We start from the raw sequence: 13531 nt of genomic DNA on the forward strand, positions 1-13531 counted from the left end.
AACAAAACGCCCGCTTATGCGGGCGTCTGCAATTTAGAGTATTTTCGGTGTTTACTGCTCAAGGTTAATTAGGTTGCTGCCACTGCTTTAAAACTTCAATCAGACCCGGGACATCTAATCCATCCAAGGAAAAAGCTTTGCGCAGCAGCTCATGCGGGATGAACTCATCGTATTTTCCGAGGTAGGGCGCTTCATCTGGTGATAACAATGATAATGGATCTGTGGCAGCCATACTTTCGGCAATGATCTCTGCTTCCAGCGTTTCTGCATCAGTTTTACCCGCAACAACCATATAATAAGGTTCCATCGGAACGATAGAACGCAGTCCCAGAGGGCTCTTCAGATTGTTCTTCAGAAGGCGCTCCAGCGTGCGGAATTGTCGACTGCCCGCCCAGGGCAGAATGAACATAGAATCTCCACCCGCCGGCATAACGGATCGCACAAGCATTCCGCTTTCCTTCGCTAAACGACGAGCTCGTTCGAGCCGCGCAGCCGCACTCGGAGCTAAATACGGATACAATGAAGTGGCTCCTAAGATTTCACGGATCTTGTTCATGATGCGTGTATGTACATCCCCACCCGCACCAAGCCACAACGTATCTACTTTGCCGCGTGAGGTTTTCACATAAACGGCTTTATGGCGATTATCCACCTCTTCTACCTTCCAAAGCTTACCTGCTAGAGTAAAACAGTAGCCTGGTGGTGGAACCGTTGTGATCGATCCGATTTCCTCAGTTCCGTTATAGACCACATGCTCTTCATCATCTTTGAAGACCGCGTAGAAGCGGAAGTTATTCACGATCTTCTCTCCCGCCATCCCGATGATCAAGCTGCCTTCGTCCATCTTCTCAATTTGTCCCATGCCTAACATATAGGTCATGAAAATATCATAATCAGTAGGATCTATGGTTTTAAACGAAGGCAAACTCAGAACCGCTTCTTTTAAATCATCCGGTTCGGCCTCACCCATACTTTTCAAAATGCTCATCGTCTGATGGTATAGCAGTCCAACTGGCAGCTGACGCACGACCAGGGGTTCAACCCATTTCTCGCGCACATATAGCTCAATAACCGCTATCGCTCGAAGCAGTGTCCACGGCATCCGCGCCGGAAGCTGAGCTTCCTCGTCCTCTTCCTCGGGCGTGACAAAGATCATCTCGGATGCATCGTCTCCACGCCTGCCCGAGCGGCCTAACCGCTGCACAAAGCTAGCACAGCTATAGGGAGCGCCGACCTGTAGCACTCGCTCCAGCTCGCCCAGATCAATGCCCAGCTCCAGCGTCAACGTCGCTGCGGCAACAGCCGGTCCGGTGCCTTGCCGCAGCGCGGCTTCCGTCTCTTCACGCAGCATCGCGGAGATGCTGCCGTGGTGAACGTGAAACACATCCCGTTCACCACGCTTCGCGGCCGTTCTCCGCATCTCTAGGGTCGCCGTCTCCGCATCTGAGCGGCTGTTGGTGAAGATCAACGCCTTCTTCAGATGCGTATGATCATAAATAAAATCGTAATAAGACTGCTTCGCACGTTCTAAATGCTCCGCCTGCACCTCATCCCGTGCATCCGGGAAAGAGAAATGCTCCACACTTAACCTGAGCTTACGCCCGCCTTGTGGAGCGGACACTTCAACGCTCTCCCGTGTGCCTGCCGCTAGCCACTCCGTGACAGAAGCGTAGTCGCTCAGCGTAGCAGATAGACCGATTCTGCGAGGATGGCATCCCGCCATTCGTGAAATTCTCGCCAGCTGGCTTAACACCTGGATCCCCCGGTCAGCTCCCATAAAGGCATGCACCTCGTCAATGACAATAAAACGTAGATCATGGAACAACGCTGGAATAGCATTCGGGCGGTTCATCAACAATCCTTCAAGCGATTCAGGGGTGATTTGCAGCACGCCTGAAGGATTCTGCACCAGTTTTGTTTTATCAGCTTGTGGTACATCTCCATGCCAGTGCCACACCGGAATGTTGCCTTCGCGAAGCAAATCATTCAAACGTGTAAATTGATCGTTGATCAAAGCTTTCAAAGGGGCGATATACAAAATGCCAACCGAACCGGAAGGACGTTCATACAGCTCAGTAAGCGCAGGGAAAAAAGCTGCCTCTGTCTTACCTGAAGCGGTACCTGAGGCAATCAGCAGATGATGCGGGGTATCAAAAAGCACACGGCAGGCATCCACCTGTGCCTCACGCAAAGTCTCCCAGCGGTTCTTATAAATAAACTCTTTAATGAAGGGTGCCAGCCTATAGAACGGATTATCACTCATAATTCAAACTCCGCTAAGAACCCATCCAGTTCATTTTGCTCGGTCTCAGCTGGCTTAGCTGTTTTTTCGCCCACTAGCTGTTCAAAAGTAATCTCCGGATGCTGGTGGAGCGTATGCAGCAGATCCATGAAATCACGAACTACCTCCCGTGGAGTCAAGAGTTCCTCAGCCCCTAATCTTCCAACCGCTTCCTCCATAAAATGAACCAATTGTTCCTGTGATAAACGCGCTTCATAACCATAATGTAGGGCGTGAATCCCTTTAAGCTTTTGCAGCAGTACCAGAATTTCCTCGTGTGATAACATGTCCAGTGCAATGATAGGTCCAGTATAATTGTTCAGACCCGCCGCCCCGTACCGGCCTGCAACCAATCTCGATCGCAGTGCCTCATAACTAAATAATCCGCGCCGTCCATCTTCCACAAATTGCGGTGTTCCCCCTATAAAAATCCCAAGGTTCTCTGCCTTCCCCTGCATCGTATCATTGAACATGGTAAGCAGCTTTTCATAGTTGCTCTGGCGGGAAATACTGTTCGTAATTTTATAGAGATTGACACCTTCATCAATAAACAGCAGCAGACCTTTATAGCCAATAGCCGCGGTAAATTCCGCCCAAAGCTTCATATAGTCATACCAATTATCATCATCAATAATCACGCCAACTCCAAGCGCTTTGCGGGCTTCTGTCCGAGTTGCAAATTCTCCACGCAACCAGCGAAGCGAATCCTGTTTCTGGTCATCATCAGCCAGCTTGTGTGCATTCCAATAAGAGGCGAGTACTTTGGCAAAATCAAAACCATGCACCAAACCACGCATTTCAGAGGCTACAGCGTAAATTCGCTTCTCTACTTCTTCACCAAGCTGAGGGTGATCAGGTCCATATTCCTTCTCCTGCATCACGGACTGCTGTAGCGTAATAATCCATTTCTGCAGGATGATCTCCAACGCTCCACCATCTGGACGTGTGCGGGTCGATAAATGGCTCATTAACTCCCGGTAAGTCGCTAGGCCTTGTCCTTTGGTTCCCACTAATCTGCGCTCAGGGGAGAGGTCAGCATCTGCTACTACAAAATCACGATCCATCGCGTAATTACGGATCATCTGAAGCAGAAAGCTTTTGCCGCTGCCGAATTTGCCTGTAATCAGCTTAAAAGCTGCCCCACCCTCTGCAATGTTCTCCATATCTCTTAATATGGCTTCAATCTCCGGCCGGCGGCCAACGGCTATATGCTCTAGTCCGATACGCGGAACAACACCAGCCGTCAACGAATTGACTAGCGCAGTTGTCATTCGTTTAGGTATTTTTAATTCACTCATCCAAAGTTCACCTCATTAAATATTGCGCAGCATAGAGATATATTCCTCAACAATATCTTCACCCTCAATGATCAGATCACCGAGAATATCCATTGCGATTTCATTAATCTCATCAATTAAAAGCTCTGACATCGTGCCATTGGCAGCAGCCAGCTTCAGCATAGATTGACTTCCATCCTCATCCAAAAGAGCAAACAGTGCTTCCCGTTGTAGTGGACTTAAAGCATTGGCAAACTGTTCTGCCTCCGACCCTATGTTAACCACTTGAGCTTCTTCCATCACATCTACAGGCAACAATTCTTCCTTGCTGTCTTTTATTGGACCGATTTCATCGATAGTTACATCGATCTCGCTATCCTCGTAATCTTCCTGCTCGTCCATATTCTCAACCGTAAGCATCGTCCGTACAATTTCAGAATCACTTTGCAGGCGTTCTAGCTTCTCCGGATCTATGACGACTGCCGGCCCCTTGTCTTCCTGCGTCTCTTTAAGGTACTCACGCTTTAGAAAACGAGTGATCAAATCGTCCATATCGGCATCCACATTAACACCTTTAAGTCGTCCGCGGTAGCCCATCAGTTCCCGTAGTTTATTCTCAGTCAGACGAAATAGCCTGGTAATCAGACTGCGAAGTGGTGGAGATTTACTAATACGTACAACCGGTATAAGAACAGAATAGCCATATAATGAAATGTCATATACGGCACTTCGGAATAAATAACGCTCCCGCATCACCGCTGGTCCAGGTGGAAACATTTCAACTAGATTGGAGCCGTGTTTTCGGGTGACATAAGCATTGATTAACGCCACGACCTGCGGAATGTATTGTTCAAGAGCTTCTTTGCCTTCTCCGATGTAGAACTTGGATTTACTAATATCATAGTCCGACATTGCCGTTAATACTGCAAAGGTTAGTTGCTCAGGCGCTGCGGTCAAGCCTCTCATTAATTCAAGTTCCGCCAGATCTCCTGCAAGACCACGTGAACGAGCCACAATGATAGAAAGCGGGACATCCAAGTGATGTACAAAAGAGAAGTCCGCGATCCAGCCGCCAAGATATTGATCCAAGCGTTTATAACTTTCCCGGTAAGCTTCCCACATCTGATTTAGCTGCCTATAGCCATCATAAGGATCAGTCCACCCCACGCCATTAATAAGCTCATATACATGCAGAAAAATATAAGAAAGATCTGTTTTCAGATATCTGCCTTGTCTAACTTCATTCCGCCAATAAAAATACCATCTGCTTTGCGTGCCTGTCATATGGCCATATGTAGGCCAGTAACTCTTAAAAGGAACAAATAGCGCTGAATCCTCAGTTTTATCAACCAATTCCTTCGCTCTTGTTACGAACTGCCCTTCGGTGGTAGTCACAGGCTCCGGCGTTTCCATCTCTGTATCCCAAAGCTGCAGCTGTAATGATGGTTCAGGGGATGAATTCGTTTTGCCTTTATTCGTTGAAGATGACTTAGACAACAGCGGTTCAGGGGAATTTCGCGGCGGAATCGGTACATTTTGTTCCGTACTTTCCCAGACTAATTCTGTGAAATGCGGCTGCTTCCTATCATTACTCATGTGCGATCGCTCCGTCCTTATAAATAAGGATTAATGTAAAAAAACGGTCCTGTTCACAACTGTGAAGGAACCGTTTTGTTCTTACGTAATAGTAGTGGTTGTCCATACAGGACGACAACATCGTTTCTTCTTGATATTTTAGCACTGTTGATAGATTAACATCAAGTATGTAATGCAGAATCACACTTTAGAGAAGCTCGGTTCCCTTTGTTTCTTTGCCAAGGAACAATACCGCTAATGCACCGATAATAATCGTTACAAAAAATAACATAAAGATCGAGCCAATCGCCATAGATTTACCTACTAGAACCCCTACCAGCAAAGGTGCGATAATTCCCCCAATCCGGCCAAAGGACGTCGCTAAACCAGCACCTGTGGAACGAATAGCCGTTGGGTACAGCTCTGGCGTATAAGCGTACATGCCACCCCAAGCGCCAAGATTGAAGAAGGATAAACAAATTCCGGCAGCCATCAGCATTCCTTCAGTAGTCGCATTTCCGAACCATGCAGCGCTAACCGCAGTGAACAGCATATAGATGACTAGGACAAATTTACGTCCGAACTTTTCAATAAAGTAAGCGGCAGTAAAATACCCAGGCAGCTGAGCGAGCGTCATAATAAGCACATACTCGAAGCTTTTGACCAAGCTGAAGCCTTTAAGTACCATAACTGTAGGCAGCCATAGAAACATGCCATAATACGAGAACACCACCGTAAACCATAAAATCCACAACATAATTGTAGAACGGCGATATTCTGGCGACCATACGGTAGCGATTCGTTTCTTTAAGGAAACGGGTGCCTTTTTAATCTCAGCAAATTTCGGTGAATCATCAATCGCCCGTCTTAGATATAAAGCGTAGAGTGCAGGTACAGCCCCAATTCCGAAAGCTATACGCCAGCCATAATCAGGGATAATGAAGAACGCGATTAATGCAGATGCAATCCAACCGACTGCCCAAAAGCTCTCCAAAAGCACAACCGCACGGCCTCTCTCCTGAGCAGGCATGCTCTCTGAGACCAAGGTAGAAGCGACAGGCAGCTCTCCGCCAAGGCCAAACCCAGCAATAAAACGAAGCACACAGAGGATCGCAAAGCCTGTTGCAAATGCAGATAATCCGCTTGCCGCCGAGAAAATAAGGAGTGTCCACAGCAATACCGGTTTACGACCAAAGCGGTCTGCTAATATTCCTGCCGCTGCAGCACCTACTGCCATACCGACGGAATTAATACTAGTCAATATACCGATCTGCTCCGGTCCCAGATTCCAATCCTTAGCTAAAGCTGCTACAACAAAAGAAATCATTCCGACGTCCATCGCATCGAACATCCAGCTCAAGCCAGCGCTGAAGAGTAATTTCCTTTGTTTCGGATTCCGCAGCAGTGTCATTTGATTCACTTCGAAGCCCCCTTATTTCAACCTGCTAACTAATAAAACTTACTTTTGATTGTTTCACTTATACATTTTAAAATTGAAGTGCTCAAAAATCAAGAAATAAAGCAGCATTAAAGTATTGCCTAGCCAGCGATTGAAAATAACAGGTCTGCACAGAAATTGTGGCGATAAGCAGCATATTACGAACGGATTCTCTCTGCGCTCTCGACAAATGTGTCAGCCGGTTAATTACACGATCTATAGAGCTTTTTAACGAGGTATCTTCTTTCCAAGAGAACTCCTTGTGCAACACTTGATCTACTTTACATTGCGTCTGAATCGATGGATTGCTTTTGATCTCCTCAAAAAGCCCTGCATATGCGTAATACAGCTTGGCCGGTTCAATTAGATCATCATCATCGCGATCCGGCTTTAGGAACATTAGCTGGAACAATTGGCGAATACTTTCAAAGTTAAGGGCTGATTTGAGATCATCAATAATAAACAAAAGCGCCGCCTGATTAACCGAATATTTCTTTCCTTCTTTAGGCGAACCGAGATATTCCTTGAAGTCGCGCTTGACCCAATTTTGCATAGCTGTGACGGTCAATGTGGAATACTCTATAAGATGGCCCAATGAAGCAATTTCACCAAGTGAAAAGCCTTTAACATGGCCGCCTTTAATGATCTTTTGTAATATGGGTGGAACATTGGTTGATAAAAAAGCGGGTAACGAAGTCCCCTTTTGTAATTCTTCACGGTGAAACTTTGCCCATGCCTCTTGGAGGATATTCAGCGGTTTCCGGTCTGACAATCCGGTCAATGAGAGCAGTAGACTGGACATCTCCACACGAGTCAATGCAAATGATTCCATATCTGTTTCCCTCCACCATTTGATATTTTACTGAAAAGTTCGTAGAATAGTTCATAAGAACTCATAATAATGAGTATAACCTATTTTAGGAACGAAAGGGATGGTAAAGATTATATGGGTATAGGACTTAGTTTGACGTTGGTGGTTATTTTGATTATTTTAACCGCTTTTTTTGTAGCAACAGAATTTGCATTGGTGAGACTTAGAGGTAGCCAGATCAGTCAAATGGTGCTTGACGGAAAGAAGAATGCCTTAGCAGTTCAGAAGGTATCCGCTAATCTCGATGGCTATTTATCCGCTTGTCAGCTCGGGATTACTATCACTGCGCTGGGTATTGGTGCACTGGCAGAGCCTGCATTCGAACAGTTATTGCTTCCTATTTTCGACTGGGCCAATATCAGTTCTAGTGTGAGTCACCCTCTTGCGTTTTTACTCGCATTCATCATTGCAACATTCTTACACGTCGTTGTCGGAGAACTTGCTCCGAAGACGGCAGCTATAAACATTCCGGAAAAAATCGGTCAAATTACTTCACCGCTGATTATTTGGTTCTACAGAATTTTGTACCCTCTCATTTGGTTCATGAACGGTTCCGCTAATATGCTTGTTCGACTTTTTGGGATGAAACCAGCTAGTGAGCATGGAGACGCGCATAGTGAAGATGAGATTCGTTTGATCTTGTCCGAGAGTTACGAAAGTGGGAAAATCAATAAAGCCGAATATGGCTATGTTAACCGAATCTTTACTTTTGATGAGATGCTCGCCAAAGAAATCATGGTTCCGCGAACCGATATGGTATGTCTTTTTACCAATCATTCGTTGAAAGAAAATTTCGAAATTATCCGCAAGGAGCAATATACTCGTTTCCCTGTGGCACAAGGCAGCAAGGATAATATTATCGGAATGATCAACACGAAACAGCTCTATTTGCAGTATGATAACAATCCTGATTTTGATTTCCACAGCTTAATTCAACCCGTACTGACAGTATCTGAGGTGACACCAGTCAAGAATCTTCTAACTCGTATGCAGTTGGAGCGTGTGCATATTGCCTTGCTGCTTGATGAATATGGTGGAACATCCGGTCTCATCACGATTGAAGATATTTTGGAAGAAATCGTTGGTGAAATCCGTGACGAGTTTGACGGTGATGAACGCAGAGAAGTCGAAAAAATAAGCGATACTAACTATCTATTCGATGGTAAGGTATCTCTGTTAGAGGTCAAGGATCTTACAGGGCTTGATTTCGAAGATGAAGAAGTGACCACAGTTGGAGGTTGGGTATACAGTCATATTACCGATCCAGCCATTGGCAAAAGTATTGTTCGTGACCATGTAACATTGACCATCCGCGAGATGAACAGATACCGTGTCCGCAAGGTTGAAGTTGTTATCGAACAATCAAGCAACACTGAATCATCATAAATTACGAAATCATAACCTTTATTCATAAAAAAAAGGATAGGGTCATCAGATTAAATCTGATCCTCTATCCTTTTTTCTTTTGGGAGAATTTTGCTCATATAATATTCGTCCACCCACTCACCATCGATAATAAGAGATTTCCGCTTCGTCCCTTCGATTTCAAACCCGTTCTTGATATATAGCGCCAAAGCAGCTTGATTATGGGTCATGACGGATAACTCAAGACGAACAATCCCATTGTTCATAGCCCAGATGTCCATCTCACGGAACAGGCCAGCTCCAATCCCATTCCCCTGATATTGTTTCTGAATCCCAATCACTATGTACGCGCTATGTCTATTACGTCTAACACTTCCACCTCTAACAGACAAGTAACCTGCCAAATGATTGTCAACCTCTGCCCCTATAAGAATTGAAGTTTCTGCTACCAGAAAGCTTTCGATCATTTCTTTGACCTGACAAAGACTAGCTTGTCTTTCATCCGGTTCCAATAACATAAATTTGGACTCCTGGTCTAACTGATGCTGAAGTCGAAGCAATTCACCTGCATCCTCCGGCACCAGTTCTCTAAGTGTAACCATCATATCATCACTTCCAATCGTAAATAACTATAAATACTTCTTGAACAACTTGCTGGAGCTGCCATCATAACCTAGATGCTCGTAAAAACGATGCGCTTCTTCTCTCTTTGCAGCACTTGCTAACATAATCTTAAGGGCTCCCTTGGAGATTGCTACATTCTCGGCATGTCTCATTAGCATTGCGCCATACCCTTTTCCTCGTACTTTTTCAGCCACAATAACTCTTTCTATAACAGCAAAGGGCCTATCGTCACACAAAGCATCCATACAAAAATGAAGATGTAACGACCCGACAATTATTCCTTGTTCTTCGTACACATAAAGAAAACTATCCGGATGATCTGCTATCTGCTTCAGTCGCTCAGGGGATACATGAATAGCTGGATGCTCAGGCAGCAAAATCCGGTATAGTTCTTCAATATTGATAGCGTCTTTGGGCACAGCTTCTCTTATCATTCGTCTACTCCCTTCTATATAACGCTTAACAACGACAGACCATAATCACATTTCCATCGGGATCTTTAAAATTAAACCAATGATCATGTTCGATATCCGTCAGAATCTCTCCTCCGTTGGCCTTTACATAATCATAAGCAGCATCAATGTCCTCGGTGTTTAGATGAAACGAAGGGATGTTTAGAACAGATTCAGCGGTGTAAATCTTACTGTCCAAAACGATGCCCGGTCCCTGCATAGGGACTACATATAAATGGCCGAATAATACCTCTCCATCTAGTGGCAGTCCAAGCAATTGGCAATACCATTGTTTAGATTTCTCAATATCCTTTACCGGAATAAAAACAGCACCAATCTGATTCAGAATCGGACTTATCATCATTAAGAAAGCCTCCTCTTTAAAGTTGACGGATAGGGTGTTATTCTAGAATAATTCGATAAAATATGTCAATTACCTCCCTCCATTTAGGGAAGGGCTGGTAAGTTGTGTTATAATTCTGTGAGCATTACTCCAATATCACGTACGTCAGGAGAATTACATTGGCTAACCTGAACTTCGGTGGTTTTAAAATGACCCCGCCCAAAGTTTTATCACTAGGATTCTTAATCCTTATCACTGCCGGGACTTTTCTGCTTAGTCTCCCGGTCTCCTCAACATCCGGACAAATATCCTTTATCGATGCCTTGTTTATGGCGACTTCAGCCACATGTGTTACAGGTCTTGCAGTCATTGATACGGGAACTCAGCTAACTACCTTCGGACAAGTTGTTCTACTCATTTTATTTCAAATCGGAGGATTAGGCTTTGTAACGATGGCTACTTTGATTACCTTGGTCCTTAATAAACGGATATCCTTGAAAGAGCGAATCCTTTTGCAAGAATCTATGAACCAAAATTCGATGCAGGGAATTGTACTCTTAATCCGTAGGGTCCTGATCTATTCTCTTGTTATTCAGCTGTCGGGTGCCGTGTTGTTTGCTGGAAGGTTTATGATGGATATGCCCTTTGGGAAAGCAGCATATTATGGGATTTTTCACAGTATATCTATCTTTAATAATGCAGGCTTTGATCTCTTCGGTGATATTCATGGGCCTTTTAGCGGACTTACTCGTTTTGTAAATGATCCCATTGTTAACTTCACCTCAATGAGCCTTATATTTCTTGGAGGGATTGGTTTTATCGTTCTGTCTGATCTTATGGACTTTCCTAAACGCAGAAGACTCACTCTTCATTCAAAGGTTGTTCTTTGGACTTCTCTTATATTGATTATTATTGGTGCGGGGCTGTTTTTCCTACTGGAGTATAATTCTACGCTGAAGCCCTTGAGTGCAAGCGGAAAGTTTTGGGCGACCTTTTTACAAGCGGTAACTCCGCGATCTGGTGGTGTCACCACCATTGAAGTTCCACTTTTACGGCAATCCACACAATTTCTGATGATTCTATTGATGTTTATCGGTGCTGCACCTGGGTCGACGGGTGGAGGAATTAAGATCACTACATTCGCCGTACTGGTTACTGCGGTAGCTGCACGATTACGGGGGAAAGAAGATATTGTAATGTTTCGCCACCGGATCGCTAAAGAAAATGTATATAGAGCCCTTACCATCACATTAATGTCTCTTATGCTGCTTGTCATCGCTACGATGTTATTATCCTTGACCGAGAGCGCTGAATTTCTAACTGTACTTTTTGAAGCTGTATCTGCTTTTGGAACCTCAGGCTTATCTATGGGCCTTACTCCGGAACTGACTACGGCAGGAAAGGTTCTAGTGATTATCCTGATGTTTATGGGCCGGACCGGACCACTTACACTTGCTTATGCTTTGAAACCAAAAGGTAGTAAAGAACTGTATCGTTACCCAGAAGGTAAGATAACGATTGGATAGTCATGATATGGCCAGCGGCTACCAGATAATGCCGCTGGCGTCATATCAATAATAGTATTATTCTTCCACGATTTCTTGTTGATCAAGTGCCGCATCCAGCAACTGATTGTACACATCATCGTCATTCTCCAGCAATGCATCCGTTTCTAAGAACTGTTCCTCGCTCCCAGGCTCACCCGCAAAGCTTAGACTGTAATCCCATTCCGTTCCTCTTGTACTGAAGAAAGTAATTTCATATGGAGCCTTATGATTTTCGAGAGTGAATACAGTCCTCCCTACATAACTTTTATCTTCTTTACGGCTCATTTCAGCACTTACGATCTCTAAATTCATCCACTTATCTTCCTTCCTATCATCAAATCAGCTACCCTTTCAGTATATCATTGAAATGATTGTAATTCCTTCTCTTTGCTCTGTAAATTCCACGTAATTGACTTTTTTCATCCGGCGGTTAATAATTTAGTACAATGCTTGTAAAGTACTAAACTATTAGTAAATGGAGGAAATTACAATGACTGATTTTCAGGCTAAGCTTAGTAAATATGCAGATTTAGCTGTACAAATAGGTGTTAATGTTCAACCCGGGCAAATTCTAGTGGTGAATGCACCGATTCTTGCCGCTGATTTCGTACGTCTAATTACCGCTAAGGCATATGCCATCGGAGCAAGTTTAGTTAAGGTGAACTGGAGTGATGCGAGCATTACACGCCAACAGTTTGAACACGCTGCGCCAGAGGTATTCACTCAGCCTCCTACTTGGTACGCAGGTGAAATGACTGAATTCGCCGAAAAAGGTGCGGCTATCCTTAACGTGATCGCTGAAGATCCTGATGCACTTAAAGGTATTGATCCAGTACGTATCTCCAATTTTCAAAAAGTACGTGGAGCTGCCCTCACCAAATATCGTGAAATGCAAATGTCCGACAAAGTTAGCTGGAGTATTGTAGCTGTTCCTTGTCAAGCTTGGGCGGATAAAGTGTTCCCTGAGGTTCCAGCCGAAGAACGTGTAGATAAACTCTGGGAAGCCATTTTCCACACCGTGCGTCTTGACCGTGAAGATCCAGTAGCTGCATGGCAGGAGCATCTCGACACCTTAGAACAAAAAGCAAATGTACTCAATGCAAAAAAATATAAAAAGCTGCATTACATAGCACCTGGCACTGACCTTAGCATCGAGCTTCCTGAAGGCCATATCTGGGCACAAGGAGACAGCATTAATGCAAAAGGTCATTCTTTTGTAGCCAATATGCCTACCGAAGAAGTCTTCACTGCACCACTAAAAACTGGTGTTAATGGCACTGTAAGAAGCACAAAGCCACTTAGTCATGGCGGCAACATCATCGATGGCTTCTCTATTAGCTTTGAGAACGGCCGTATTGTAAGTGTTACTGCTGAGCAAGGTCAAGAAGCGCTAGAGCACCTCATTAGTATGGATGAAGGAGCGAAATACTTAGGGGAAGTTGCCTTGGTTCCTCATAAATCCCCTATTTCTGAATCCAACATTCTTTATTACAACACATTGTTTGACGAAAATGCTTCTAATCACCTTGCTATAGGTATGGCTTATGCCTTCTGTTTAGAAGGCGGTAAAGATATGAATCCAGAGCAGTTAATTGAGCATGGCCTCAACAATAGTGTAACCCATGTGGATTTCATGATCGGGTCAGCTGAGATGAACATTTACGGGATAACTGCTGATGGAACTGAAGAACCTGTCTTCCTGAATGGAAACTGGGCGTTCTAATTTAAGCACACAAGAGATACAGGATATTGGGAGGA

General features: G+C 44.5%; 12 protein-coding genes. 3 read left to right on the forward strand and 9 right to left on the reverse strand.

The window, feature by feature from the left end; all coding sequences use genetic code 11:
- Positions 1–64 precede the first annotated feature (64 nt).
- The 5 genes from NSQ50_RS16170 to NSQ50_RS16190 form a co-directional block, all read right to left on the reverse strand.
- Positions 65–2263, reverse strand: coding sequence for a DEAD/DEAH box helicase (locus NSQ50_RS16170; protein WP_076223768.1), 2199 nt, complete (start codon positions 2261–2263; stop codon positions 65–67).
- The gene (locus NSQ50_RS16175) at positions 2260–3579 is read right to left on the reverse strand and encodes an ATP-binding protein (RefSeq protein ID WP_036676916.1); all 1320 of its coding nucleotides are present in this window, start codon (positions 3577–3579) and stop codon (positions 2260–2262) included. The genes NSQ50_RS16170 and NSQ50_RS16175 overlap by 4 nt, the downstream gene beginning before the upstream one ends.
- Before the next feature lie 15 nt (positions 3580–3594).
- On the reverse strand, positions 3595–5154 hold the full coding sequence (locus tag NSQ50_RS16180; protein WP_076223772.1) for a TerB N-terminal domain-containing protein: 1560 nt from the start codon (positions 5152–5154) through the stop codon (positions 3595–3597).
- 187 nt (positions 5155–5341) lie between these two features.
- Complete coding sequence (locus tag NSQ50_RS16185) at positions 5342–6544, reverse strand: MFS transporter (protein ID WP_036677382.1); 1203 nt, start codon at positions 6542–6544, stop codon at positions 5342–5344.
- 91 nt (positions 6545–6635) lie between these two features.
- On the reverse strand, positions 6636–7403 hold the full coding sequence (locus NSQ50_RS16190; RefSeq protein ID WP_036676915.1) for a DUF1836 domain-containing protein: 768 nt from the start codon (positions 7401–7403) through the stop codon (positions 6636–6638).
- 114 nt (positions 7404–7517) lie between these two features.
- Between NSQ50_RS16190 and NSQ50_RS16195 the strand changes: the two genes are divergently transcribed.
- Positions 7518–8828 carry a hemolysin family protein gene (locus tag NSQ50_RS16195; protein ID WP_036676912.1) on the forward strand — a complete coding sequence of 437 codons (1311 nt, stop codon included), beginning with the start codon at positions 7518–7520 and terminating at the stop codon, positions 8826–8828.
- Positions 8829–8878: 50 nt separating this feature from the next.
- Here the strand turns inward: NSQ50_RS16195 and NSQ50_RS16200 are convergent, their stop codons facing one another.
- From NSQ50_RS16200 to NSQ50_RS16210, 3 genes are read right to left on the reverse strand one after another with little or no spacing between them, the layout of a single operon-like run.
- Complete coding sequence (locus NSQ50_RS16200; RefSeq protein ID WP_038571395.1) at positions 8879–9412, reverse strand: GNAT family N-acetyltransferase; 534 nt, start codon at positions 9410–9412, stop codon at positions 8879–8881.
- 24 nt (positions 9413–9436) lie between these two features.
- Positions 9437–9865, reverse strand: coding sequence for a GNAT family N-acetyltransferase (locus tag NSQ50_RS16205; protein WP_038571397.1), 429 nt, complete (start codon positions 9863–9865; stop codon positions 9437–9439).
- A 25-nt stretch (positions 9866–9890) separates the two neighbouring features.
- Positions 9891–10244 carry a VOC family protein gene (locus tag NSQ50_RS16210; RefSeq protein ID WP_036677380.1) on the reverse strand — a complete coding sequence of 118 codons (354 nt, stop codon included), beginning with the start codon at positions 10242–10244 and terminating at the stop codon, positions 9891–9893.
- 191 nt (positions 10245–10435) lie between these two features.
- Here NSQ50_RS16210 and NSQ50_RS16215 point away from each other — a divergent pair, with 191 nt between their 5' ends.
- Positions 10436–11752 carry a TrkH family potassium uptake protein gene (locus NSQ50_RS16215; RefSeq protein WP_036677378.1) on the forward strand — a complete coding sequence of 439 codons (1317 nt, stop codon included), beginning with the start codon at positions 10436–10438 and terminating at the stop codon, positions 11750–11752.
- A gap of 57 nt (positions 11753–11809) precedes the next feature.
- On the opposite strand, the gene NSQ50_RS16220 is transcribed toward NSQ50_RS16215, so the two are convergent.
- Positions 11810–12085 (reverse strand): hypothetical protein, encoded by a 276-nt coding sequence (locus NSQ50_RS16220; protein ID WP_038571400.1) that lies wholly within the window; start codon positions 12083–12085, stop codon positions 11810–11812.
- Positions 12086–12263: 178 nt separating this feature from the next.
- On the opposite strand from NSQ50_RS16220, the gene NSQ50_RS16225 reads away from it, so the two are divergent.
- Positions 12264–13496 (forward strand): aminopeptidase, encoded by a 1233-nt coding sequence (locus NSQ50_RS16225; protein WP_038571402.1) that lies wholly within the window; start codon positions 12264–12266, stop codon positions 13494–13496.
- Positions 13497–13531 lie beyond the last annotated feature (35 nt).

It is taken from the genome of Paenibacillus sp. FSL R10-2788 (assembly GCF_038003885.1).
In the GTDB taxonomy this organism is placed as follows: Bacteria; Bacillota; Bacilli; order Paenibacillales; family Paenibacillaceae; genus Paenibacillus_AQ; species Paenibacillus_AQ odorifer.

What these genes read in the sequence shown, in the direction of transcription:
- NSQ50_RS16220 (WP_038571400.1), bottom strand. Translation starts at nt 12,085, where the DNA reads ATGAATTTAGAGATCGTAAGTGCTGAAATGAGCCGTAAAGAAGATAAA.
- NSQ50_RS16200 (WP_038571395.1), bottom strand. Translation starts at nt 9,412, where the DNA reads ATGATGGTTACACTTAGAGAACTGGTGCCGGAGGATGCAGGTGAATTG.
- NSQ50_RS16180 (WP_076223772.1), bottom strand. Translation starts at nt 5,154, where the DNA reads ATGAGTAATGATAGGAAGCAGCCGCATTTCACAGAATTAGTCTGGGAA.
- NSQ50_RS16225 (WP_038571402.1), top strand. Translation starts at nt 12,264, where the DNA reads ATGACTGATTTTCAGGCTAAGCTTAGTAAATATGCAGATTTAGCTGTA.
- NSQ50_RS16190 (WP_036676915.1), bottom strand. Translation starts at nt 7,403, where the DNA reads ATGGAATCATTTGCATTGACTCGTGTGGAGATGTCCAGTCTACTGCTC.
- NSQ50_RS16210 (WP_036677380.1), bottom strand. Translation starts at nt 10,244, where the DNA reads ATGATAAGTCCGATTCTGAATCAGATTGGTGCTGTTTTTATTCCGGTA.
- NSQ50_RS16170 (WP_076223768.1), bottom strand. Translation starts at nt 2,263, where the DNA reads ATGAGTGATAATCCGTTCTATAGGCTGGCACCCTTCATTAAAGAGTTT.
- NSQ50_RS16175 (WP_036676916.1), bottom strand. Translation starts at nt 3,579, where the DNA reads ATGAGTGAATTAAAAATACCTAAACGAATGACAACTGCGCTAGTCAAT.
- NSQ50_RS16215 (WP_036677378.1), top strand. Translation starts at nt 10,436, where the DNA reads ATGACCCCGCCCAAAGTTTTATCACTAGGATTCTTAATCCTTATCACT.
- NSQ50_RS16185 (WP_036677382.1), bottom strand. Translation starts at nt 6,544, where the DNA reads ATGACACTGCTGCGGAATCCGAAACAAAGGAAATTACTCTTCAGCGCT.
- NSQ50_RS16195 (WP_036676912.1), top strand. Translation starts at nt 7,518, where the DNA reads ATGGGTATAGGACTTAGTTTGACGTTGGTGGTTATTTTGATTATTTTA.
- NSQ50_RS16205 (WP_038571397.1), bottom strand. Translation starts at nt 9,865, where the DNA reads ATGATAAGAGAAGCTGTGCCCAAAGACGCTATCAATATTGAAGAACTA.